Genomic DNA, 23,755 nt, shown 5'->3' on the forward strand with positions numbered 1-23,755 from the left:
CGCGCCGACGACTGCGAAAAGCGGAATAAGCAACCAGGCCAGCGCCGCCATCCCGACCTCCCATCCCCAGTGAGTTGATCAGCAGACTGTGTCAGCTGTGGGGTCAACGCTCGCGCGTGGGGGCCGGTTACGCAAATCGGGCGTTCGGCTACGTCGTGTCGGCGTGTCGGCTTGCCCGTCCGGGGTCCGGCGGGGGCAGCCGCCCGGCGGGGCTCAGCAGGCCCCGACCCACTCCTCCGTACCGTCCGAGAACGTCTGGTGCTTCCAGATCGGCACCTCGTGCTTGAGGTCGTCGATGAGCCTGCGGCAGGCCTCGAAGGCCTCGGCCCGGTGCGGGCAGGACACCGCGACGACGACCGCGATGTCACCGACGCGCAGCTCGCCCACCCGATGGACGGCGGCCAGCGCCCGCACCGGATGGTTGGCGGCCACCTTCTCCGCGACGCGCCTCAGCTCCGCCTCGGCGCTCGGGTGGCAGGAGTACCCCAGCCCGTCGACGTCCGCGCCGCCGTCGTGGTCGCGGACGGTGCCGACGAAGAGCGTCGTACCACCGGCGGCGTCGTCACCGACCGCCCGGAAGACCTCGTCCACGGAGAGCGGGGTCTCCCGGATCGCGAGGAGCTTGATCGGGTCGGCGGCGGCCAGCTCGCCGGGGTGGTCATGCTTCGGTCCCATGCGCCCATCGTGCCGCACCGGTCCGACATCCCGGAATAGCGGTTTCGACCTGCGGTCGGCGGCGCGTCTCGGAGGGTCCTACAGATCGCGGCGGCCACCGTCCCGTACGGGCCGTCACAGCCGCCCGTACGGGACGGTCCCGGACCGGAGGCGCGGACGGACGGACGGGGGCGGACCGGGGCGGACGGGGGACGCGGACGGACGGGGACCGGAGCTGTCGGGCTGTACGCGCGCGTGCCCGCCGGGGTGGGCGCCCCGCCGTCCAGCCGTACGAGCCGGCCCGTACGCCTGGACGGCCCCTCCGGGCGCGTCGGCCCTGGTGGGGGTCCTTGCCCCGCCACCGGCCGCCGAAAGGGCCTCACGCGTGCGCGTACGGCCGTCCCCGGCCGGATCGGGTACGGGGTGGGCCGGTCAGATCCCGCGCCGCTTCCGCATCTGGCGGACCAGGGCCGCCGTGCCGAGCAGGGCCACCGTCGCACCGGCCGCGCCCGCCGCCGTGGCGTCCTTGCGGCCGAGACGGCGGCCCGCGACCGTGTGACGGCCCGCCGCCTCCGCGAGGAGCGCGGCGAGGACCTCCTCGTTCGTCCACTTCGGACGCCATCCGGCGTCGTGGAGCCGTCCGACGCTCACCACCCACGGGTGCATGGTGTAGGCGAGGTCGCCCGCCGGGGACGGGGTGAGGCCGATCCGGTGGAGCCGGGCCGCCGCGCCGAGCGCGACCGCCGAGGGCAGCTCCATGCGCCGGATGCCGGACAGCTCCTCGACCTCCTCCTGCTCCAGCCAGCCCTCGCAGCCGACCGCCAGCTCGCCGTCGACCTTCTCCAGGGCCGCGTACTCCAGGGCGCTCACCAGGTCCTCGACGTGGCAGAACTGCCAGGTCGGCCGGGATCCGGCGACGACGAGCAGCCGGGGCGACTCGAAGTAGCGGGTCAGCGCCGTGTCCGTACCGCCGACGAGGACGGCCGGGCGGACCACGGTGACGTTGAGCCCGGGGTGCGCGCGGGGCGCGCGGCGGCCCAGCCGCTCGATCTCCAGGAGGTCGCCCACACCGGTGGCCTCCGCCGTCGCCCGGAGCTCGGCGTCCTCGGAGAGCGGGATGTCGTTGTCGGGCAGGGCACCGTAGACCATCGCGGAGGTGCACAGGACGACCCGGTGGACACCTGCGGCGGCGGCCGCGGTCAGCACGGTCTGCGTGCCGCGCACGTTGTAGGCCGTCCGGGCGGCGGAGTCGGTCTCCAGGTCGAGGTCGACGGCGAGGTGCACGACGACGTCCGCGCCGCGCAGCTTCTCCGCGATGGCCGGATCGCGTACGTCGAGGACGTGCCAGTGCGCCTCGGCGACCTCGCCCCGCCGCTCGTCGACGGCGACGACCTTCCTGACCTCGTCGGACGCGACCAGCCGTCTGATCAGCAGATCACCGATGCCGGACGCGGCGCCGGTGACCGCGACGACGGGGCCGCGCACGGCGGACCGGGTTGAGGGGTTTCGCGCTCCGCGAACCTGTGGATCTGGGGAACTCACCGGGCGTCTCCAGCGGTTGTCTTCAGTACGTACGGGCATGACGCGTACGGACCAGGTGGCGTCCATCCTGCCGCAGGGCACGTCCCGGCGGAGCACCGAGCCCGAATCCGGCTCGGATGTCTACGCTGGTGGTGTGCGGGGCCCGTCCGGACTGACGGACGGACCCCGGTCGGGCAGTCGCCGTCGGCAGGAGGCCGGCGGCCCTACGAGCCGAGGAAACCCGTGAGTGACACCCCATTCGGATTCGGCCTTCCGCCGGAGGAGCCGGAGAACGGCGACGAGGGCAAGAAGAAGGACCCCGCCGGAGGTGGCCAGGGGTCCGGAGGCCAGGGCGGCAACCCGTTCGGCGCGAACCCGTTCGGCTTCGGCGGAGTGCCGGGCATCGGCGGGCCCGGCGGCGCGGACAACCCCTTCGCGGCGATGTTCGGCTCCCTGAACCCCAACGACCTCGGTGCCGCCTTCCAGCAGCTCGGGCAGATGCTCAGCTACGAGGGCGGTCCCGTGAACTGGGACATGGCCAAGCAGATCGCCCGCCAGGTGGTCGCCCAGGGCACGCCCGACGGCGTCAAGGACGCCAGTGTGGGCCCGGCCGAGAAGTCCGCCGTCGAGGAGGCCGTGCGCCTCGCCGACCTCTGGCTCGACGAGGTCACCCCGCTGCCCTCCGGCGCGGGCACGGCGGTGGCGTGGAGCCGCGCGGAGTGGGTCGAGGCGACCCTGCCCGCCTGGCAGCAGCTCGTGGACCCGGTCGCCGAGCGGGTCGGCGCGGCGATGGGCGACGTCCTGCCGGAGGAGATGCAGGCCATGGCGGGCCCGCTGATCGGCATGATGCGCTCGATGGGCGGCGCCATGTTCGGCCAGCAGATCGGGCAGGCCGTCGGCGCGCTGGCCGGTGAGGTCGTCGGCTCGACCGACGTCGGTCTGCCGCTGGGCCCGGCCGGGCGCGCCGCGCTGCTCCCGCTGAACATCGAGGCCTTCGGCAAGGACCTGGGCGTGCCGTCCGACGAGGTGCGGCTCTACCTGGCGCTCCGCGAGGCCGCCCACCAGCGGCTCTTCGCGCACGTGCCGTGGCTCCGGGCGCACCTGTTCGGCGCGGTCGAGGGGTACGCGCGGGGGATCAAGGTCGACACCTCGAAGCTGGAGGAGGCGGTGGGCCAGCTCGACCCGACGCATCCCGAGCAGTTGCAGGAGGCGCTCCAGCAGGGCATGTTCCAGCCGGAGGACACCCCGGAGCAGAAGGCGGCCCTGGCCCGTCTGGAGACGGCGCTGGCGCTCGTCGAGGGCTGGGTGGACGCGGTGGTCCACGAGGCCGCCAAGTCGCGGCTGACATCGGCGGACGCGCTGCGCGAGACGCTGCGCAGGCGCCGGGCCTCGGGCGGTCCCGCCGAGCAGACCTTCGCGACGCTGATCGGTCTGGAGCTGCGGCCGCGGCGGCTGCGGGACGCGGCGCGCCTGTGGGCGTCGCTGACCGACGCGCGCGGGGTGGACGGCCGGGACGCGCTGTGGGAGCACCCGGACATGCTGCCGACGGCCACGGACCTGGACGACCCGGACGGGTTCGTGCACCGCGAGCACCTGGACTTCTCCGAGCTGGACAAGATGCTGGGCGAGGCGGCCGAGGGCCGTTCCGGTGACGGGGGCCGTTCCGGCGACGATGGTCCCTCCGCTGACGGCGACGAGGGCAAGGGCGACGGCGCGAAGTGAGCCTGTACGACGACGCGGTCCATGTGCTGAAGGAGTACGAGGGCCAGCCCGAGCTGCGCGAGCTGTATCTGGGGCATCTGGCGGAGCACCCGGACGGTATGTACAAGCCGTGCGGGGCGGGTCATCTGACCGGCAGCGCGCTGGTGGTCGATCCCTCGCGGCGGCGGGTGCTGCTGACGCTGCACAAGAAGCTGGGTCTGTGGCTGCAGATGGGCGGCCACTGCGAGCCCGGTGATGTGTCGATGGAGGCGGTGGCCCTGCGGGAGGGGGCCGAGGAGTCGGGGATCGACGGTCTGACGCTGCTGCCGGGCGGTCCGGTGCGGCTCGACCGGCATCCGATCCCGGCGCCCTGCCACTGGCATCTGGACGTGCAGTACGCGGCGCTGGCCCCGGCGGGTGCGGCGGAGCGGATCAGCGAGGAGTCGCTGGACCTGCGCTGGTTCGCGTACGACGAGGTGGCGGAGGTGGCGGACACCTCGGTGGTGCGGCTGCTCGAAGGGACGCTGGCCCGGCTTCCGTAGGCCGGACGGGTGAGAGGAGTGCGGGGCGGTCGCCGTGGTGACCGCCCCGCACCCCTGTCCGGAGCGGTCAGTTCCAGGCGTTGTTCTGGTTCTGGGCGTGGGAGCCGTGCTGTCCGGCGCCGAACTGGGCGGCGACGCCCTGGCCTACGGCCATGTGCTGCGGGGGCATGACCTCGCTGGGCTGGACCAGTGCGAAGCCCTGGCCGAGGAAGCTGAGTTCCCAGCCCTCGCCGGTGTCGCCGCGCCTGCGGCGGACGCTGGAGCTGTGCGTCTGCGCCTGCATCTGGACGCGCAGTCCGGTGGACCAGGCGACGATCGCGTCCGCGTCGGCGCTGACGTACTTGTCGGGTGTGACGTGCATCATCAGGGGTCGGCCCGAGGTCATCAGGGCGACCTTGCCCCGGCCCGAGATGTTGAGCTGGTACTTGCCGGTGCCGGAGACGCCGTACTGGCTGTCGACGGCGATGACCTCGGTGTGGAGGGTGGAGTCGAGCGCGAGCACATAGGCGCTGTCGACGGTCAGGCCCTCCTGCTCGACGTCGACGACGTGCACGTGCTGGGCGAGGTTGGCGAAGTAGACCGTGCCCTGGCCGGAGCAGCGCATGAGGTCGAGGCCCTCGCCGGTGCGGGCGCGGGACCGTTGCTGGTTCGTGGTCCGGTACTCGCCGTCGAAGTCGATCAGTCCCTGGTACGCGACCATGGCGCCCTTGCGGGCGAGGACATCGTCCTGTCCGGTGAGGCTGACCCGCAGGAGCTGCGGGTTCTGGACGGCGTACCGCTCCTGGCTCTGCTGTTCGGCGTGGTGGAAGAGCGGGCTCTGCATGGTGTTCTCGCTTCCCTCAGCCCCGGGCCCGCAGGCGGTCGGTGCTGTCCTCGCTCGGCTGTACGACGACGATTCCCTGGCCGGAGAAGGCCATCTGGTAGGCCTCGCCGCTGCCCCGCCCGATGAGCGAGGAGGCCTTGAAGCTGCGCTTGCCCTTGACCTTGAGCGAGGGCGACCAGGCGACGAGCGCGTCGGGGTCGACGTACGTCTCGTCCTCGCCGCTTCCGCAGTCGACGACGACCGGGGTGCCCCGGGAGGTCAGGGCGATCCAGCCGGTGCCGGTGATCGTCACGTTGAACAGGCCCTGGCCGGCGATCTTGGCGAGTCCCTTGACCCGCTCGACGCCCCACTGCAGGTGGGCGTCGAAGGCGAGCACGTTGGTGCCGTTGACGGAGAGGGAGTCGTTCTGGAGGTTGACCACGACGACGTCGGCGCCGTAGTCGGCGAGGTAGAGCAGTCCGTCGCCGGAGCACTTCATGACCGGGGTGCTCTCGCCGGTGATCCACTGCTGTGCGACCTGGCGGACGGCGGGCGGGTTGGGCTCGTAGGCGATGAAGCCCTCGTAGGCGATCATCGAGCCGGTCCTGGCGTAGAGGTCCTGGCCGGAGGCCATGGCGACCTTGAGCATGGCGTGGCCGTGGTTCTCCATCCGGGCCACGACGGGGGTCGGGGCGTAGCCCGCGAGTTGCTGGTTCATGTCTTCGGGCTCCCTCAGACCTCGTAGGGCTGGACGACGACGAAGTTGCCGGGGGCTCCCCGGAACTGGAGGTTCACGGTCTCGCCGCTGTGGCCGGGGTAGGCGTTGCGGCGCAGCCGCACCTGGCTGGAGAGGATGACCTGGGAGGCGGCCGACCAGGCGACGACGGCGTTGCTGTCGACGAAGGTGGTCGGGGTGACGGGCAGCACGACGGGGATGCCGTGGGTCTTCACGACGACGGTGCCGGCGCCCTGGAACTGCATGGTGAAGAGGGCGCCGCCGGGGATGCCGTGGCCCTCGATGCGCCGCACCTCGTACTGGAGGGACTCGTCGAACGCGAGGACGTTCTCGGCGGAGACGCAGATGGCGTCGCCCTGGAGCTCGATGGGGTGCAGGTGGGAGCCCTCCTCCGCGAGGAAGACCTGGCCGCGGCCGGTGCAGCGCATGAGCTGCATCTCCTGGCCCGTGGCGTTGCCGACGATCCGGCCCGCGAAGCCCGCGCCCTTGTAGCCGAAGTCGACCTTGCCCTGGTACATGACCATGGAGCCCTGGCGGGCGAGGACGGGAGAGCCGCCCGTGCCGAGGTCGACCCGCATGAGCTGCTGGTTCTGCGGGGTCCAGCGGGCGCCGGTGGCGGTCTCCTTGTACGGCGCGAGTGCGGCGGCGAGGCCCGCGCCACCGGCTGGGACGCCCTGCGGGACACCGTGCGCCGGGGTCTGCCCGTACGGGACGGGGGCGGCCTGCCCGTAAGGGGGCTGGCCCTGCGGCGGCCCGTAGGGGCCGGGCGGCTGCTGGCCCGGGAACTGGCCGGAGTGCTGGCCCGGGGGCTGCCCGGGGATCTGGCCGTACGGGGGAGGTCCCGGCGGCTGCCCGTAGGGGGCGGGGGCCGGGCCGGGCGGCGGGACGGGCGCGGGCACCAGCGGGGCCACCATCGTGGGTGCCGTGTGGACCGGCGGCACGGGTCCCGGGTGTGCGGGAGCAGGGGGCGCGGGGGCCGGGAGCACGGGCGCTGGCTGCGCGGCGGGCGCGCCGAACGCGGGGGCGGGCGCCGGGGGCGCGGGGGCGGGCCCGGGTGGCGGTGCGAAGGCGGGCGGTGCGAAGGCGGGTGGTTCGGCGGCCTGCGGCGGGGCGAAGCCGGGGGCCGGGGACTGCTGCGGCTCGGCGGCGGGCTCCTCCTCGGCGACCTCGCCGCCGAAGTTGCGCAGGAGCGCGTCCAGGCCGCCGTCGAAGCCCTGGCCCACGGCGGCGAAGCGCCACACGTCCTTGAGGTAGAAGTCGCCCAGCATCACCGCGCGCTCGGTGGAGAACTCCGAGCCGGTGAACGCGTACCGCGCGACCTCCTCGCCGCCCGCCACGATCCGCAGGTGGCCGGGGCCGATCTGGGACATCTGGCCCGCGCCGTCGACGGTCGCGGTGAAGGACAGCCTGTGGACGTGCGCGGGGACACGGTCGAGCGTGACGCGGAAGGACTCGGTGTCACCGGCCTGGGCGCCCAGCAGCTGGACGGACTCCTCGGGCGTCTTCGGCTGGTTGAAGAAGACGAAGTACCGGTCGTCGGAGAGCCGCTCCTCGGCGTCGAGCCCGAAGCAGCTGATGTCGAAGCTCAGTCCGGGTGCCGAGATCTGGACGCCGACGTACAGATCCGTCCCCGCGGTCAGATCACTGATCCTGGCCTTGTGGCCGCGTTGGAATTCCCTGGCCATGCGTTACGACCGTCCCCCATCCCGAATGGCTGTGTGCTCGCGCCAGGCTAACCGCTGGGTACGACATCGAGACAGGGCAGGTGGATTTCGGTACGGAATCGGGAAACAGCCCCGAAGCTCATTCCCCGTGCGCGCCCGGCGGGTGCGGGAGGCGGTCGGCGGCGGCCACGCCCTCCAGGTAGCCGCGGGCCCGCTCGGTGCGCGGATAGGCGTCCAGGAGCCGCCAGAACTCCGGTCCGTGCCCGGGGACGAGCAGATGGGCCAGCTCGTGCAGGAGGACGTAGTCGACGACGTACTCGGGCATACCCCTGAGCCGGTGGGAGAGCCGGATGCTGCCCTCGGCGGGGGTGCAGGAGCCCCAGCGGCTGTTCTGGTTGGTGACCCAGCGCACCGAGCCGGGGCGGGCCCGGCCTTCCAGGTACTGCTCCGAGAGGTGCCCCGCCCGCTCGGTCAGCTCGCGGTCCCCGAGGACGCCCCGGTTCTCCCGGGCGGCGAGCTTGTCCAGCATCACACCGACCCAGCGGCGCTCCTCCGCCTCGGACATCCGGGCCGGGATGAGCACCACGGTCCGGTCGCCCTCGCGGTAGGCCGAGACGGTTCTCCTCCGGCGCGCGCTTCTGCGGACCTCGACCGCGCTCGGCCCCGCACCTCGGTGCGGTTCGTCGGTCACGCTGCGCTGTGGGTCGGCGGGCACGGTCCCGACGTTACCCGCTGCCGACGGGGGAAGTCCCGTCCCGGGGGTGGTTCCGGGTCGGGTCGGGGTCGGTTCCGGGTCGGGTCCCTGAACGGTCCAAGGCTGTTCAGGGGCTGTTCCGGGGCTGTTCCTCAGCCCCGGACCGGGCGCATTCGAATGACTAATCCCCCTCGCCTGTGGACAACTTTCCGCGCGGTCCGCGGCGGCGGGGCATTCTCGGTCCGGACGGCGAAAGAGCCGATGTCGATCATGAAATACGCGGGTACGGAACGAGAGCGGGGGCGGGAAATGCATCCCATGGTGAAACCGGCGCTGCGGCGGGCCTGGCGGGGGCTGCGCCGCGTCCAGTTCGGCGTCACCCCGGCACATGCGGTGGTGCTCGATCCGGTCGCCCCGGAGACGGCGGCGGTGCTCGGGCTCCTCGACGGCACCCGGGGCGTGGAGCTGCTGCGGGCCGAGGCGCGGGCGCGGGGCCTGCCGGACGGGCACCTCGACGCGCTCCTCGGGCGGCTCCGGTCGGCCGGGCTGCTCGCCGACGCGGCGCACGGCAGGCCCGGCAGGCCCGGACCGGCGGCCGGTCCCGGGGACACCGCCCTCGATCCGCTCCGCGCCGATCTGGCCTCGCTGTCCGTGGTCCATCCCGAGCCGGGACGGGCGGTGCGGGTCCTCGCGGCCCGGCGGGCGCTGCGCGTCCAGGTCAGGGGCGCGGGGCGGGTGGGGACGACGGTGGCGGCCCTGCTGTCGGCGGCGGGCGTGGGCACGGTCGAGGTGCTGGACTCGGGCCGGGTCGAGCCCTGGGAGACCTCCCCCGGCGGGCTGCCGGACGAGTCGGTGGGCGAGCGGCGGGCGACGGCGGCCCGGCGCTCGGTCGGCCGGTGGCGCAGAAGGCCGGGGCTGCGGGGCGGCCCGGGAGGCCGGGCCGGGAGGGACGGGCCGGGACCGGCGGGCCCGGGGCGAGACGGTGACACGGCGCGCGGCGGTGGCCTGGGGGGCGTCGGTGACCCGATGCCCGGCAATGGCCAGGGGCATGGGGGTGGTGGTGGCCTCGACCAGGAGTACGGCCACGGCCGGGGAGGTGGCGGTGGAGCGGGGCGTGGCCGAGGTGGAGCGGGCCGTGGCCGTGGACCGGGTGAGGGTGTCGACGGGGCCGGGCTTTCACTCGTCGTGGTGACACCGAGGGACGGACTCGGGGCGTACGTCCCCGATCCGGTCGCCGCCGGACCCTGGATCGCCACCGGCACCCCCCATCTCTACGCGGGGGTCCTGGAGGCGACGGGCGCGGTCGGGCCGCTCGTGCTGCCGGGCGGCACCGCCTGCGCGCGCTGTCTCCAGGAGGGCCGGACGGACGGGGAGCCGGACTGGCCCCGGCTGCTCGCCCAGTGGCGCTCGGGCGCGCCGCAGCCGCTGCCCGCCTGCGATCTGGGGCTGGCGACGGCGGTGGCGGGGCTGGCCGCCGCGCACGCGCTCGCGTTCCTGGACGGGGACCTCCCGGCGAGCACGGGCACCCGCTGGGAGACGTCACTGCCGTTGCTGGAGTGGCGGGCGGAGCGGCTGAGGCCGCATCCGGCCTGCCCGTGTGGGGCGGCGCGGGTGACGGAAGGGGAGCGCACCTCGTCGGCCGGAGGGACGCAGGACACAATGGCGGGGAACGGCCCTGCGCGGCACGGCAGTCTGGGTTTTGGAGGGGCGTATGTCTGATCTTCCCCGGAAGGCGGTCACCCGGACCGCCAAGTTGGCCGCGTTGCCGCTCGGCTTCGCGGGCCGGGCCACCTGGGGCCTGGGCAAGCGGATCGGCGGGAGATCGGCCGAGCTGGTCGCCCGCGAGCTCCAGCAGCGCACGGCCGAGCAGTTGTTCAAGGTCCTGGGCGAGCTGAAGGGAGGGGCCATGAAGTTCGGGCAGGCGCTCTCCGTCTTCGAGTCGGCCCTTCCCGAGGAGGTCGCCGGACCCTATCGGGCGGCGCTGACGAAGCTTCAGGACGCGGCGCCGCCGATGCCGACGCGAACGGTGCACGCGGTCCTGGAGGAGCGCCTCGGTGAGGGCTGGCGCGAGTTGTTCCTGGAGTTCGAGGACAAGCCCGCGGCCGCCGCCTCCATCGGGCAGGTGCACCGGGCGGTCTGGCACGACGGGCGCGAGGTCGCGGTCAAGGTGCAGTATCCGGGCGCCGGGGAGGCCCTGCTCTCGGACCTGACGCAGCTGAGCCGGTTCGCCCGTCTCCTGGGCCCGCTGATCCCCGGCATGGACATCAAGCCGCTGATCGCCGAGATGCGGGACCGGGTGTCCGAGGAGCTGGACTACGGCCTGGAGGCGGCGGCGCAGCAGAGGCACGCGGAGGAGTTCGCGGACGATCCCGATGTGCGGGTGCCCGCGGTGGTGCACCGGGCGGAGCAGGTCCTGGTGACCGAGTGGATGGAGGGCGTCCCGCTCGCGGAGGTGATCGCGGACGGCACGCCGGAGCAGCGGGACCGGGCCGGGCAGCTCCTCGCCCGCTTCCTCTTCTCTGGTCCGGCGCGCACGGGGCTGCTGCACGCCGATCCGCACCCGGGGAACTTCCGGCTGCTGCCGGGCGACGACGAGGACGCGGGCCTCGCGGGCTGGCGGCTCGGTGTGCTGGACTTCGGCACGGTGGACCGGCTGCCGGGCGGACTGCCGGAGACGATCGGGCGCTGTCTGCGGCTGACGCTCGCGGGCGAGGCGGAGGGTGTCTACGCGTCACTGCGGGCGGAGGGCTTCGTCAAGGAGTCCGTGGCGCTCGATCCGGACGCGGTCCTGGAGTACCTGCTGCCGATCATCGAACCGGCGGAGGCGGAGTCCTTCCGCTTCACCCGGGGCTGGATGCGGACCCAGGCGGCCCGGATCGCCGACCCCCGCTCCCCCGCCCACCAGTTGGGCAAGCAGTTGAACCTGCCGCCGTCGTACCTGCTGATACACCGGGTGACGCTGAGCACCATCGGGGTGCTGTGCCAGCTCGGCGCGACGGTCCGGCTGCGGGACGAGCTGGAGGAGTGGCTCCCCGGATTCGTCACCCCCAGCACCGCCACCGCCACCAGCACCGCCACAGCCACAGCCACCGAGGAGAAGCCGTCCTGAGAACGGCTCCGTGACCCTCCCGCCAGGTCATGGACCGGCTGGTGTTCCAGCGGGACGGGGACGTTCCTTACGGAGCTGGAAGGGCGGGGGCTGGAAGGGCGGGGTTCGACCGTGACGACGGTCGGCGGTTCTCCGGAGAGGGGCCTGGGAACCTGCCGACGGCGACGGTGGGCAGGCGGTCCCGCTCGTCATGGCGCGCCGGACCGGGGCCGGGACGCGCGTTCCTACGGCGGCGCTCGATCCCAGGGGCGTCGAGCCGCCCACCGCGCACGCGGAGCACTTCTCCGTGGACCGGCCCCGCAACGGGGCCGGTGCCAGGACCGGAGAGGGGAAGAGCGAGGGGAGGGGAGGGAGGGGCGGGGGCGGGGGGGGAAGCCGGGGTTGTTCTTCTTGCGCGGCGGCCCCGGCTCAGGGCGGCCCGCACGATGACCCGCGCGGCGGCATGATCCCGGTGTCCCGGGACCGGACCGGGGCTCACCACCAGGTGGAGTCGAGGCGGCCCTCGATGGCCCGGATGTTGGCGCGGGCGCAGTCCTCGCAGAAGTAGGCGCGTCGGCCGTTCTCCATCGAACAGGTCCAGGTCAGCGGCAAGGTTTCGGTGGTCCTGCCGCAGCGCGAGCAGACGAGGGGGTCCTCGGGGGTACGGACGTCGTTCACCCTGGTGACGATAACCCGACGAAGGGCGACCGTCCCGGCAACGCCCCGCGGGGGCCGGTCCGTTCGGACCGGCCCCCGCGGGGCGCGCCCCTGAGGGGCGCGGGATCTGCTGGGCGCGTCCGGAGGGCCGCCGTCGGGCGGGGCGCTCCGGGAGGCGGCCTCAGTGCATGACGGCCATGGCCAGCGCGCGGCGGGCGCGGAGCGAGACGCGCTCCGCGCGACGCTGCATACGCCGGGCGGCGATCAGGCGCACGGCCTGGCGTTGCGCGTCGGCCTCACGCTGTCGCTCATGCATATGAGCACGAGCCAAGGCTTCTGGGATGAGTTGCATTTCACGGGTCCTGTTCTGACGCGCGACGGGCGCGGCGGAGGGAGAGAAGGCTGGGGTCGCGGAGCCGGCGGGCTCGCTGGTGGAAGAGGTCATCGGGGCCTGCTTCTGGGGATCGTGCGTGAGGGGACGGTCGATGGTTCCGGTGGCGTTCATACCGCGACCGGGTTCTTGCGCGGACGGCCACGGGGCCGCTTGCGGGCGACGACCACGCCCTGGACGAAGAGCTCGCCACCCCAGACGCCCCAGGGCTCGCGGCGCTCCTTGGCACCGGCCAGGCAGGCGGCGACGAGCGGGCAGGTCCGGCAGAGGGACTTGGCGTACTCGACGTCGGCCGGGGACTCCGCGAAGAACACCTCGGGGTCGTAGGCGCGACACGGGACGGGGACGCCGAGGTTCTCGATGGCGTCGTCGAGCGCGGTGAGCGCGGTGAGGGGGGTCAAAGCGGGGTCCTCCGTGAGGCCGGTCTGGGGGATCGTTTCGGAAGGCGGTACGGACGGGGCGTGCGCTTCGAGTTGCACGGTGTTCTTTCCTCGTCTGGTCGTTCCGGCCTGTTGGCCGGGGTTTCGGCTGGTACCGGGCGGTGCTGTCCCGAGGCGTCTTCGTGGTGTCGTCCCCGTTCGGGGACAAACAGAAGGGCCGCGGATCCCGGGTGGGGTTCCGCGGCCCTGAAGGCGCCGGTCTGATCATGGATCAGACTGGATCACTCCAGGGTTCGAGCCCACGGAAGGCCCACATTGTGTGGTGCTGCGTCAACTGCTGGTTTCCGGCACCGGTCGCCGCAAAGTCATAGGCCGTGGCCTTGCCCGCTGCTTCTGCTTCCAGTGCCTTGGTCGGTCGCTCATCCCGCAGGGCCCGAGCGGCAGCCACACCGAGACCGGACAGACCGGTGACAGGGAGGGCGGCGACGGGCAGACCGGTGCCGATGAGAGCCGAGACGGAGAAGCCGAGCGGGCAGGCGGAGGCGACCGAGCGATCGGTCATTTTGGCCGTGCTGACAAAGCCGGCGGTGCTGGTCTGGTCGATGAAGCTGATCACTGCGGTTCGCCTCCTCTCGGCGTCTCGGAGGACTCGGGTGCGAGCCGGGCCCTCATGTTTATTTGGACAAGTACACCACGAGGACAGGGCTTCGAAGAAGCCGCTGTTCTCGTGGTTAAGAACCTATGGGGCCTGACGGGGCAGGCGCAAACTATTTTTCCGACGAGTTTCCATCAACCCTCTTCGACACCCGCCCCACCCTCCTCACCTGCGCAGATGGCCAGGACATCGACGCCGAAGCGGTGCAGCTTGCGGGTGCCGACACCGGAGATCACCGAGAGCTCACCGTCGGTGGCGGGGACCCGCTCGGCGATGGCCATCAGCGTCTTGTCGGTGAACACGCAATAGGCGGGCTGGCCGAGTTCCCTGGCCTGCTCGGAGCGCCAGTCCCGGAGCCGCTCGTAGAGGCCCTCGTCCATGTCCGAGGGGCAGTCCTCGCACCGCAGCAGCTTCATGGCGCCCGCCTCGGTGAGGGTCACCCCGCAGACCCGGCACAGGACCGGGCCGCGCGGCACGCGCCGGGCGGCGGTGCCCCGCTCGAAGGAGCCGGAGCCGCCGGACGTGACGGTGCCGAGGGAGCCGGAGCCGGGCCGCAGCCCCTTGAGGAAGCGGCTGGGTCGCCGGGAGGCCCGGCCGCCCGGGGAGCGGGAGAGCGCCCAGGAGAGCGTCAGATGCGTCCGGGCGCGGGTGACGCCGACGTACAGCAGGCGCCGCTCCTCCTCGATCTGCTCGTCGGTCTTCGCGTAGGTGATGGGGAGCATTCCCTCGGTGAGGCCGACCAGGAAGACCGCGTCCCATTCGAGGCCCTTGGCCGCGTGCAGCGAGGCGAGCGTCACTCCCTGGACGGTCGGGGCGTGCTGGGCGGCGGCCCGCTCGTCGAGCTCGGCGACCAGGTCCGAGAGGGTGGCGCCCGGCCGGGCGCGGGCGAAGTCCTCGGCGAGCCGGACGAGGGCGGCGAGGGATTCCCAGCGGTCGCGGACGGCGCCGGAGCCCGCGGGCGGCCGGCTGTTCCAGCCCTTGGTGGACAGTACGGCCCTGACCTGCGCGGGCAGGTCCTCGGCGTCGTCGAGGAGGGAGTCGTTCCCGCCCGCGCGGGCCGCGCCGCGCAGGGCGATGCCCGCCTCCCGTACCTCCTGGCGCTCGAAGAAGCGCTCGGCGCCGCGCAGCTGGTAGGGCACCCCGGCGTCGGCGAGGGCCTGCTCGTACACCTCGGACTGGGCGTTGATCCGGTAGAGGACGGCGATCTCGCCCGCCGGGACCCCGGCGGCGATGAGGTCCCGGACGCGCCGGGCGGTGCCCTCGGCCTCGGTCGGCTCGTCGGCGTACTCCGTGTAGACCGGCTCGGGGCCCTGGTCGCGCTGGGAGATCAGTTCGAGCCGGTGCTCGGCGGCCCGGCCCCGGGCCTGGCTCAGGAGTCCGTTCGCGAGGTGGACGACCTGCGGGGTGGAGCGGTAGTCGCGGACCAGCTTGACCACGGTGGCGCCGGGGTGGCGGGTGCGGAAGTTCAGCAGGTGGTCGGGGGTGGCGCCGGTGAAGGAGTAGATCGTCTGACTGGCGTCGCCGACCACGCAGAGGTTGTCCCGCTCGCCGAGCCACAGGTCGAGCAGCCGCTGCTGGAGCGGGGAGACGTCCTGGTACTCGTCCACCACGAAGTGCTGGTATTGGCTCCGGATCTGGTCCGCGATGTCGTGCCGGTCCTGGAGGATGCCGACGGTGAGCAGCAGCACGTCCTCGAAGTCGATCACCGAGCGGTCGCGCTTCAGCTGCTCGTACAGCGCGTAGATCTGGCCGATCTCGGCCGGGTCGCGGGGGGCGTCCCTGAGGGCCTTGGCGACGACGGCGGGGTAGTCGGCGGGGACGGTCTGGGTGACCTTGGCCCACTCGATCTCCGCGGTGACGTCCCGCAGCTCGTTGCGGTCCAGGCGGATGCGGCAGCGGGCCGCCGCGTCGGCGACCAGCTGGATCTTCCGTTCGAGCAGCCGGGGCAGTTCGCCGCCGACTGCTTTCGGCCAGAAGAACTGGAGCTGGCGGAGGGCCGCGGAGTGGAACGTGCGGGCCTGGACGCCGCCCGCGCCGAGCTGCCGGAGCCGTCCGCGCATCTCGCCCGCGGCACGGTTGGTGAAGGTGACGGCCAGCACGCTGGCGGGCTGGAGTCTGCCCGAGCGCACCCCGTAGGCGATGCGGTGGGTGAGCGCCCGCGTCTTGCCCGTGCCGGCTCCCGCCAGCACGCACACCGGGCCGGTCAGGGCCAGGGCGACCTCGCGCTGCTCGGGGTCGAGCCCGTCGAGCACCGCGTCGGCCGTCTCCGGGACCTGCGGGAACAGAGTGGAGTGCGTTGCTGCTGTCACCCTCCAATGCTGCCAGGTCCGGCGAGCGGGACGCGGAGGCTTGTCCACAGGGGAGCACCGCCGGTCATACGAATGCCGGGAATGGGACGGACACGGCGTACGTTCTTCTTCTGGCACCCGTCAGCGAACCAAGAGGAGCGCCTCGCCATGCAGGGCACTGTGACGATGTACAGCACCACCTGGTGCGGCTACTGCCGTCGGCTGAAGAGCCAGATGGAGCGCGAGGGCATCGCGTACACCGAGATCAACATCGAGCAGGACCCCGATTCGGCGGCGTTCGTCGAGAAGGCCAACGGTGGCAACCAGACCGTTCCCACGCTGCTGGTGGTCGCCTCCTCGGGTACCGAGTCGGTCATGACGAACCCGAGCCTCGCGCAGGTCAAGCAGGCTCTCGCCGTCTGACCTCTCCCTCCTCGGGACACGTCGGTCCCCTCGGGTACGCCGTCCCCTCGGTTCACCGGGCGCGGGACACAGGGAAGAACCCCCGGCCGGGGCACGAGCCACCGGCCGGGGGTTCTTCCCTGTCCGGAACCGGAACCGGAGCACGCGCGGAGGCCGGGGCCTCCTCGCGCGCGCCGGGGCCCCCTCGCGCGCCCGGGGCCCCGGACCGGCGGCTCAGACCAGGTCGCCCGGCTTCGGGAGCGGCTTGCCGTACCAGCGTTCGATGAGGCGGGAGGCGATCGAGATGCCGTACGGGGGCAGCACCTCGCCGGACTCGAAGCCCGCGGTCAGCTCCTCGCGGGAGAACCAGCGGGCCTCGTGGATCTCCTCGCCGTCCACGGTGATCTCCGAGGAGGAGGCGCGGGCGAAGAAGCCGAGCATCAGGCTGGAAGGGAACGGCCAGGGCTGGCTGGCGATGTACTCGACCTCGCCGACCGTGACGCCCGCCTCCTCGAAGACCTCGCGGGCCACCGACTGCTCGATGGACTCGCCCGGCTCGACGAAACCGGCCAGGGTCGAGAAACGGCCTTCCGGCCAGTGGACCTGGCGGCCCAGGAGCGCCCGGTCCTGGTCGTCGGTGACCAGCATTATCACCGCGGGGTCGGTACGCGGGTAGTGCTCGGCCCCGCAGGCCTGGCAGCGGCGGATGTGTCCGGCGGCGGCGATCACGGTCCGCTCGCCGCAGCGGGAGCAGAAGCGGTGCAGGCGCTGCCAGTTCTCCAGGGCCACGGCGTGCACCATCAGGCCCGCCTCGCGGTCCGAGAGCAGCAGCCCCGCCTCGCGCAGCCCGGCGGGGCGGGCCGACTGGTCCATGCGGCCCGGCAGGGAGTCCTTCTGGAGCGCGAAGTAGGAGACGCCGTCGGCGTCCGTGCCCAGGAAGTAGCGGTGGGTCTCGGTGACCGGCGCCTCGAACGCCGGGGTCATGACGAGTGTGGTGGTGCCGTCGGGCAGGTCGTCGATGAGCACCTGCCCCCCGGAGACCACGAAGACACGGGTGGTGGGGTGGCTCCAGGCGGCCGCGAGCCACGCCTCGTCGAGGCGGTGGTGGGCGGAGCGGTCGATGCCGCTCGGGGCGGTGAGCGAGATCGGGCGGTCCGGCGGCACGTTCTTCAATGGGCTCACAGGTGCTTCCAACTCCCCCGGATCGGTGTGTGGGTTCAGCGCGCGGCGGTGCGGAGGGCGGCGGGCAGGTCGCCCCACAGGTGCGCGGTCGTCTCGACGCCCTTCATGAGGAGACCGAGCTCGATCTTCTCGTCGGGGGCGTGCCAGCCGTCGGACGGGACGGAGATGCCGAGGAAGAGGACGGGCGCCCCCAGGACGTCCTGGAGGTCGGCGGCCGGTCCCGATCCGCCCTCGCGGGTGTAGCGGACCTTGGCGCCGTCGAAGGCGCGGCTCATCGCCCCGGCGACCGCCTTGAGGGCCGGGTGGTCGAGCGGGGTCAGACAGGGGCGGGTCGGGGCGCCGAAGACGATCCCGTACCGGATGCCCTCGGGGACGAGTCCGGCGAGCCAGTCCCGTACGGCCAGTTCGATCTTGTCGGGGTCCTGTCCCGAGACCAGCCGGAAGGACAGCTTGAGCTGGGCGGAGGCGGGGACGATCGTCTTGCCGCCGGGGCCCTGGTAGCCGCCGCCGATGCCGTTGACCTCGGCGGTGGGGCGGGCCCAGACCCGCTCCAGGGTGGAGAAGCCCGCCTCGCCGAGGGTGCCGTGCGACTTCGCCGTGCGCAGCCAGGCCGCCTCGTCGAAGGGCAGTTCGGCGACGAGGGCGCGCTCGGCCTCGGTGAGTTCCGTCACGCCTTCGTAGAAGCCGGGGATCGCCACGCGCTCGTCGGCGTCGTGGAGGGCGGCGACGATCCGGCCCGCGAGGGTGGCCGGGTTGGGGACGGCGCCGCCGAAGGAACCGGAGTGGATGTCCTGGTCGGGGCCGTACAGCTCGATCTCGCAGTCGGCGACACCGCGCATCCCGGTGCAGACGGTGGGGGTGGTCTCGGACCACATGCCGGTGTCGGAGACGATCACGGCGTCGGCGGCGAGCCGCTCGGCGTGGGCCTCGACCAGGGCGCGGAAGTGCGGGGAGCCGGACTCCTCCTCGCCCTCGACGAGCAGTTTGAGGTGGACGGCGGGGGCCGTGCGGCCGGTGGCGGCGAGGTGGGCGCGGACGCCGAGGGTGTGGAAGAACACCTGCCCCTTGTCGTCGGCGGCACCGCGCGCGTACATCCGGCCGTCGATCACGGTCGGCTCGAAGGGATCGGTCCGCCAGCCGTCCTCGCGGGCGGCGGGCTGCACGTCGTGGTGGCCGTAGACCAGGACGGTCGGCGCTTCCGGGTCGTCGGAGGGCCATTCGGCGAAGACGGCGGGGGCCCCTTCGGTCTCCCAGATCTCGGCGGTGGTGAAGCCGGTCCGCGTGAGTGCGGCGGCGAGCCATTCGGCGCTGCGGCGTACGTCCCCGGCCCGGTCCGGCTGGGCGGACACGGAGGGGATGCGCAGCCACTCGGCGAGGTCGTCGAGGAAGGCGGCACGGTGCTGCTCGATGTACGTGCGTACGGCGTGGACGGCGCTGTCCGGGGTCTCGCTCATACCCCCGAGCCTATCCGGCGCCGGGGGGTGCCCCGCTCCTCAGGAGGGCCTCCCCGGCGCCGTCCGGGGGTGTGGTGCCGAGCAGCAGCGCCTCCAGTTCGGCGCGGCCGGGCAGCCGGGCGGGCCGGGCGACCTCGCCGGTGCGCACGTACACGAAGGCGGCGGCCACGTCCTCGGGCGCGAGGCCGTGCTGTTCGGCCCAGGCCAGCCGGTAGAGCGCGAGCTGGAGGGGGTCGGCGGTGCGGTGTCTGCTGGTCTTCCAGTCGACGATCTCGTACGCGCCGGAGTCGGGGTCCCGGTAGACGGCGTCGATCCGGCCCCGGACGACCCGGCCGCCGAGCGTGAGGTGGACGGGGACCTCGACGCGGTGGGGGGTGCGGTGGGCGTACGGGGTGCGGGCGAAGGCCTCCTTGAGTTCGTCGAGGTCCCGCTCGTCGAGGATCTCGGGCTCGCCCGCGAAGTCCTCCCCGCCGGGCAGGTCCTCGGGGCCGAGGAACGGCAGCGGCAGTTCCTCGAACCGGGACTCCACCCAGGCGTGGAAGCGGGTGCCCCGGCGGGCGGCGGGCTGCGGCGCGGTGGGCATGGGCCGGGCGAGCTCCTGGGCGAAGCCGTCGGGGTCGGCCGCGAGCCGCAGCACCTGGGAGGCGGAGAGGTACGCGGGGAGCACGACGTCCCGGGTGGTGGCGCGGGCGCGGCGGAGCTCGGTGGTGAGCGCGGTGAGGTCACGGTCCCAGGAGGCGACGGTCCGGGCGTCCTCGGGGGTGAGGCCGGGGGGCGTGTCGGGGGCGTCCCCGAGCGCGTGCTCGGGGGTGCCTTCGGGGGTGTCCCTGAGGGTTCCCCGAGGGGCCTCGGGGGCGTGCCCGGGGGCGCCCCCGGCGTACGGCTCCGGGGGCCGGGGGGCGGTGTACGGCTCCGGGGGCGGCGCCCCGGTGGGCGGTTCCGTCGGCGGGGCCGGGTCCCTGGGGGCGGGGACCGCGTCCGCGTGGGCGTCCTCGGGGAGGGTCTCCTCGTCCTCCTCCCCGGCGGGCTCCTCGTCCCAGAGAGGGGCGTCCGCCCAGGCGGGGTCCTCGTCCCTGCGGGGTTCGTCCGGCCGGGCGGGGTCCTCGTCCCGTACGGGATTCCCGGGGGTGGCGACCGGGAGGCCCGGGGTTCGGGTTCCCCGGGTGAGGGTGCGCAGCCGGTCGCGTACCAGGTCCGCCGCGGCCCGGCGGTGCCGGAACGACTCCTCGTCCAGCGGCAGCGGCCAGGCCCGGTCGCGGTCCGCGTCCGCCAGCGTCGGGTTCTCCGTGTCCGGCTCCGGTTCGTCCGCCCATTCCTCGATCTCGCCGTGGCCCGCCAGGCAGTGCTCGTACAGGGCGGTCAGGAAGTCCGAGGGGCCCCGGGGCTTCTTCTGCGAAGGGCCCCACCAGTGGCCCGAGCCGAGCAGGAGGGAGCGGGGACGGGTGAAGGTGACGTAGCCGAGGCGCAGTTCCTCGGTGTGCTGGTGGTCCCGCATCTCGTTCTTGAACGCGGTCAGTGCCTTGGCGTCCCAGCCGCCGATGCCGGGCAGGGTGGGCGCGTCGCCGCGCAGGGCGTGCGGGAGGACCTGCGGCTGGGAGGTCCACGACTCGCGGGCGCGGGCGCTCGGGAACTGGCCGGTGACCAGACCGGGGACGGCGACGACGTCCCACTCGAGCCCCTTGGACTTGTGGGCGGTGAGGACCTTCACGGTGTTCTCTCCGCCGGGCAGCGCGTTGTCGAGGCCCTTCTCGTACTGGACGGAGGTCCGCAGAAAGCCGAGGAAGGCGAGGAGGCTCGCCTCGCCGTCGAGCGAGGCGAAACCGGCGGCGACGTCGAGGAAGTGCCCGAGGGTCTCGCGGCGGCGGGCGGCCAGCGCGTGCGGCGAGGCGGACAGCTCGACCTCCAGGCCGGTCGTGCCGAGCACCCGGTGCAGCACGTCCATCAGGGGGTCGGCGAGCGAGCCGCGCAGGGAGCGCAGCTCGGCTGCGAGGTGCGCGAAGCGGACCCGGGCCTCGGTGGAGAACGCCAGACCGTCGTCGGCCGCGCCGCCGGAGTCCAGGAAGGTGTCGAGCGCGTCGGCGAGGGACACGACCTCGGCCGGGTCGACGCCCTCGACGGCTGCGGCGAGCCGCTGCTCGGGGTCCGGCCCTTCGCCGCCCCGGTGCACGAGGAAACGGGCGCGGCGGCCGAGGAGGGCGAGGTCGCGGGGGCCGATGCGCCAGCGGGGGCCGGTGAGGAGCCGGACCAGGGAGGCGTTGGCCCCCGGGTCCTGGAGGACCTCGCAGACGGCGACGAGGTCGGCGATCTCGGGCAGGTGGAGCAGTCCGGAGAGCCCGACGACCTCCACGGGCACGTCACGGGCGACGAGGGCCGCGTGGATCGCGGGGAAGTCGGTGGCGGTCCGGCACAGGACGGCGATCTCGCCGGGCTCGCGGCCGGTGCGGACGAGGTGGGCGAGGGAGTCGGCGAGCCAGTCGATCTCCTCGGCGTGGGTGGACAGCAGGGCCACCCGTACGGTGCCGTCCCGCTCGGCGCCGGGTGCGGGCCGCAGCGCCTCCACGCCCGCGTGCATCGCGCGCAGGGGGGCGGCGAGGCCGTTGGCGAGGTCGAGGAGCCGGCCGCCGCTGCGCCGGTTCTCGGAGAGCGAGTAGCGGTCGGCGGGGCTGCCGTCCCGGTGCGGGAAGTGCTCGGGGAAGTCGTCGAGGTTGGCGACGGAGGCGCCGCGCCAGCCGTAGATGGCCTGGCAGGGGTCGCCGACCGCGGTCACCGCGTGCCCGGTGGGGCCGCCGGAGGGGCCCTGGCCGAAGAGTCCGGAGAGCAGCAGCCGCTGGGCGACGGAGGTGTCCTGGTACTCGTCGAGGAGCACGACCCGGAACTCCGCGCGGAGGATCTCGCCGACTTCGGGGCGGGTGGTGGCCAGCTCGGCGGAGCGGGCGATCTGGTCGCCGAAGTCGAGGAGGTCGCGGGAGCGCTTGGCGGCCCGGTAGCGGACGACGAGGCCGAGGAGTTCCCGGCGGGCGGCGGCGGCGTCGGGGACCTTGCGCAGTTCGGCGTTGCTGAGCCGGGCGTCGGCGAGGGCGGTGAGCAGCTCGGAGTCGTACGTCCTGAGCCGTTCCGGCGGTACGAGGTGCTCGGCCAGTTCCGCGTCGAGGGCGAGGAGGTCGGTGACGAGGGTGGGGAACGACCGGGTGAGGGCCGGGTAGGGGCCGGGCGCCTCGCGCAGCACGCGCGCGGCGAGCTGGTAGCGGGTGGCGTCGGCGAGGAGCCGGGAGGTGGGTTCGAGACCGATGCGGAGGCCGTGGTCGGTGAGGAGCTGTCCGGCGAACGCGTGGTACGTGGAGATGCGGGGCTCGCCGGGGACGGCGTCGGGGTCGAGGCCGGGGGGTGCGGCCGGGGGGCCGGGGGGTCCGGAGGGGCCAGCAGGGCCGGTGGGTCCGGTCGGTCCCGGCGGCGGGCTGGGGGCCGGGAAGGTGTCGGGGCCCGTGACGCCCGCGCGGACGAGGGCGGTGCGGACGCGCTCGGCCAGCTCGCCCGCCGCCTTGTTGGTGAAGGTGAGGCCGAGGACCTGCTCGGGCGCGACCTGCCCGGTCCCCACCAGCCAGACCACCCGGGCGGCCATCACCGTCGTCTTGCCCGAGCCCGCTCCGGCCACGACGACCTGCGGGGCGAGCGGCGCGGTGATGCAGGCCGTCTGCTCCGGTGTGAAGGGGATGCCGAGGAGCTCCTTGAGCTGCTCGGGATCGGTGATGCGTGAGGTCACCCCAAAGAGGCTAACGCGGACCTCGGACAACGCGGGGGCGGGCGGGGACGCGGCGGGGTCGGACCGGGGGCGGCGGGGTGGGGTGAGCCGGGTCGGGGCACCTGGTCGGGCCGGACCGGGGCCGCGTGGGCTGCCTCAGGATGCCGACCCCGGCCCGGACCGGGTCGGAACGGACCGGGTCGGAACGGGTCGGACCGGCTCGGGGTCTGCTCGGGGTCTGCTCGGGGGCAGGGTCAGGCTGAGGTGCCCTGGCCCAGTTTCGCCAGGTCCACCGTCTCGGAGGCGGGCGGGACGACCACCTTCACGGGCTTGTCGTAGGCGGAGAGCACCAGCGTGCCGGGCTCCGCGCCGCCCGCCTTCACCGTCTTCAGGATGTACGGCTCGCCCTCGCGGGACACGGAGACGGTGGTGGTCCCCCCGCCCGGGTTCTTCTTCACCAGGGTGGCGACGGGGGTGCCGCCGACCTCGGCGTCGGGCCCCCGGGTCAGGCCCCGGCGTTCCGCCCTGTCCTTGCCGAGGTCCGCGAGGAGCCCCTTCAGGTCGCAGACCCCGCCGAGGTCGGCGCTGCCCTGCTGACCGGGGGTGATCTTCAGCCAACGGCCCTTGACCAGTTCGATCGTGGCGTCGATCTGGGCCGGTGACATCCCCTGCGAGGTCATGGAGGTGCGCCAGAAGGCGCTGTCGCCCTTCAGATAGGTGATCCCGTCGAGCTTGCGGAGTTCGGCGGTGCCTCCCCCGACCCTCATCGTGCCGGTGCACTCGTCGTGGTCGTCGACGGCGAAGTCGATGTCGAGCGGCTGGCCGCCGGTGACGAGCCGGCCGGTCATCCGCAGCGAGGTCGCCGACTGCGTCGCGGTGACCGCCCGGTCGCCGATCTGGTCGGCGGTGAGCCCCGCGAACGGGTCGGGCGACGGCGCCACCGCCGTCGGTGCGGCGGCCGGTGTGCCGCCCGTCGCCGCCCAGGCCGCCACGGGTGCGGGACCCGTCAGGACGGCGACGGCGCAGACGACGGCGGCGGCGCGGAGCTTTCGGTGGGACGCCATGCGAGCCTCCTCGCGGTTTCCCCGAGCACTGTCCACCAGGGTCTCCCGGGGCGAGCGGGCCCGCGACCCGGGTACCCGGACGACGGGCGTGGGGGCCCGGACGACAGGCGTGGGCGGGCCGCGCCCGTCATCCGGCGACGG

At 73.6% G+C, this 23,755-nt stretch carries 20 protein-coding genes; 5 read left to right on the forward strand and 15 right to left on the reverse strand.

What is annotated here, in order from left to right:
- Window positions 1-213 precede the first annotated feature (213 nt).
- Window positions 214-675 carry a molybdenum cofactor biosynthesis protein MoaE gene (locus ACIO92_RS17120; protein ID WP_351781687.1) on the reverse strand — a complete coding sequence of 154 codons (462 nt, stop codon included), beginning with the start codon at window positions 673-675 and terminating at the stop codon, window positions 214-216.
- 411 nt (window positions 676-1,086) lie between these two features.
- The gene (locus ACIO92_RS17125; protein WP_351781685.1) at window positions 1,087-2,196 is read right to left on the reverse strand and encodes an SDR family oxidoreductase; all 1,110 of its coding nucleotides are present in this window, start codon (window positions 2,194-2,196) and stop codon (window positions 1,087-1,089) included.
- A gap of 222 nt (window positions 2,197-2,418) precedes the next feature.
- Here ACIO92_RS17125 and ACIO92_RS17130 point away from each other — a divergent pair, with 222 nt between their 5' ends.
- Together ACIO92_RS17130 and ACIO92_RS17135 are read left to right on the forward strand one after the other, a co-directional pair.
- Window positions 2,419-3,897 carry a zinc-dependent metalloprotease gene (locus ACIO92_RS17130; protein ID WP_402057570.1) on the forward strand — a complete coding sequence of 493 codons (1,479 nt, stop codon included), beginning with the start codon at window positions 2,419-2,421 and terminating at the stop codon, window positions 3,895-3,897.
- Complete coding sequence (locus tag ACIO92_RS17135) at window positions 3,894-4,418, forward strand: NUDIX hydrolase (protein WP_366440201.1); 525 nt, start codon at window positions 3,894-3,896, stop codon at window positions 4,416-4,418. The genes ACIO92_RS17130 and ACIO92_RS17135 overlap by 4 nt, the downstream gene beginning before the upstream one ends.
- Before the next feature lie 67 nt (window positions 4,419-4,485).
- Here the strand turns inward: ACIO92_RS17135 and ACIO92_RS17140 are convergent, their stop codons facing one another.
- From ACIO92_RS17140 to ACIO92_RS17155, 4 genes are all read right to left on the reverse strand, one after another.
- The gene (locus tag ACIO92_RS17140; RefSeq protein ID WP_366440200.1) at window positions 4,486-5,241 is read right to left on the reverse strand and encodes an AIM24 family protein; all 756 of its coding nucleotides are present in this window, start codon (window positions 5,239-5,241) and stop codon (window positions 4,486-4,488) included.
- 16 nt (window positions 5,242-5,257) lie between these two features.
- Window positions 5,258-5,938 (reverse strand): AIM24 family protein, encoded by a 681-nt coding sequence (locus ACIO92_RS17145; protein WP_366440199.1) that lies wholly within the window; start codon window positions 5,936-5,938, stop codon window positions 5,258-5,260.
- A gap of 14 nt (window positions 5,939-5,952) precedes the next feature.
- Window positions 5,953-7,641, reverse strand: coding sequence for a TerD family protein (locus ACIO92_RS17150; protein WP_402281636.1), 1,689 nt, complete (start codon window positions 7,639-7,641; stop codon window positions 5,953-5,955).
- Window positions 7,642-7,759: 118 nt separating this feature from the next.
- Complete coding sequence (locus ACIO92_RS17155; protein WP_366440197.1) at window positions 7,760-8,335, reverse strand: M48 family metallopeptidase; 576 nt, start codon at window positions 8,333-8,335, stop codon at window positions 7,760-7,762.
- A 297-nt stretch (window positions 8,336-8,632) separates the two neighbouring features.
- On the opposite strand from ACIO92_RS17155, the gene ACIO92_RS17160 reads away from it, so the two are divergent.
- On the forward strand, window positions 8,633-10,033 hold the full coding sequence (locus tag ACIO92_RS17160; RefSeq protein ID WP_401236844.1) for a ThiF family adenylyltransferase: 1,401 nt from the start codon (window positions 8,633-8,635) through the stop codon (window positions 10,031-10,033).
- Window positions 10,026-11,423, forward strand: a complete 1,398-nt coding sequence (locus ACIO92_RS17165) for an ABC1 kinase family protein (RefSeq protein ID WP_402281634.1) — start codon at window positions 10,026-10,028, stop codon at window positions 11,421-11,423. The genes ACIO92_RS17160 and ACIO92_RS17165 overlap by 8 nt, the downstream gene beginning before the upstream one ends.
- A gap of 474 nt (window positions 11,424-11,897) precedes the next feature.
- Here ACIO92_RS17165 and ACIO92_RS17170 read toward each other — a convergent pair whose 3' ends face one another.
- From ACIO92_RS17170 to ACIO92_RS17190, 5 genes are all read right to left on the reverse strand, one after another.
- The gene (locus tag ACIO92_RS17170) at window positions 11,898-12,080 is read right to left on the reverse strand and encodes a hypothetical protein (RefSeq protein WP_366440194.1); all 183 of its coding nucleotides are present in this window, start codon (window positions 12,078-12,080) and stop codon (window positions 11,898-11,900) included.
- Window positions 12,081-12,240: 160 nt separating this feature from the next.
- Window positions 12,241-12,564 carry a hypothetical protein gene (locus tag ACIO92_RS17175; RefSeq protein WP_351781668.1) on the reverse strand — a complete coding sequence of 108 codons (324 nt, stop codon included), beginning with the start codon at window positions 12,562-12,564 and terminating at the stop codon, window positions 12,241-12,243.
- Window positions 12,561-12,929 (reverse strand): WhiB family transcriptional regulator, encoded by a 369-nt coding sequence (locus tag ACIO92_RS17180; protein ID WP_366440193.1) that lies wholly within the window; start codon window positions 12,927-12,929, stop codon window positions 12,561-12,563. Before ACIO92_RS17180 ends, ACIO92_RS17175 begins: the two co-directional genes overlap by 4 nt.
- 172 nt (window positions 12,930-13,101) lie before the next feature.
- On the reverse strand, window positions 13,102-13,446 hold the full coding sequence (locus ACIO92_RS17185; RefSeq protein ID WP_402281631.1) for a hypothetical protein: 345 nt from the start codon (window positions 13,444-13,446) through the stop codon (window positions 13,102-13,104).
- A 173-nt stretch (window positions 13,447-13,619) separates the two neighbouring features.
- Window positions 13,620-15,794, reverse strand: coding sequence for an ATP-dependent DNA helicase UvrD2 (locus tag ACIO92_RS17190; RefSeq protein WP_366440191.1), 2,175 nt, complete (start codon window positions 15,792-15,794; stop codon window positions 13,620-13,622).
- A 147-nt stretch (window positions 15,795-15,941) separates the two neighbouring features.
- Here ACIO92_RS17190 and ACIO92_RS17195 point away from each other — a divergent pair, with 147 nt between their 5' ends.
- Entirely contained in the window at window positions 15,942-16,196 is a 255-nt protein-coding gene (locus ACIO92_RS17195; RefSeq protein ID WP_366440190.1) for a glutaredoxin domain-containing protein, read from the forward strand.
- 213 nt (window positions 16,197-16,409) lie between these two features.
- On the opposite strand, the gene nudC is transcribed toward ACIO92_RS17195, so the two are convergent.
- The 4 genes from nudC to ACIO92_RS17215 form a co-directional block, all read right to left on the reverse strand.
- On the reverse strand, window positions 16,410-17,357 hold the full coding sequence (gene nudC, locus ACIO92_RS17200) for an NAD(+) diphosphatase (protein ID WP_366440189.1): 948 nt from the start codon (window positions 17,355-17,357) through the stop codon (window positions 16,410-16,412).
- 35 nt (window positions 17,358-17,392) lie between these two features.
- Window positions 17,393-18,811: a dipeptidase gene (locus tag ACIO92_RS17205; protein WP_401236839.1), complete on the reverse strand. Its 1,419-nt coding sequence runs from the start codon at window positions 18,809-18,811 to the stop codon at window positions 17,393-17,395.
- A gap of 10 nt (window positions 18,812-18,821) precedes the next feature.
- The gene (locus ACIO92_RS17210) at window positions 18,822-22,571 is read right to left on the reverse strand and encodes a UvrD-helicase domain-containing protein (protein ID WP_402057552.1); all 3,750 of its coding nucleotides are present in this window, start codon (window positions 22,569-22,571) and stop codon (window positions 18,822-18,824) included.
- Between the two features lie 233 nt (window positions 22,572-22,804).
- Window positions 22,805-23,614, reverse strand: a complete 810-nt coding sequence (locus tag ACIO92_RS17215) for a hypothetical protein (protein WP_366440186.1) — start codon at window positions 23,612-23,614, stop codon at window positions 22,805-22,807.
- Window positions 23,615-23,755 lie beyond the last annotated feature (141 nt).

This window comes from Streptomyces sp. NPDC087215 (assembly GCF_044744885.1).
Lineage (GTDB): Bacteria > Actinomycetota > Actinomycetes > Streptomycetales > Streptomycetaceae > Streptomyces.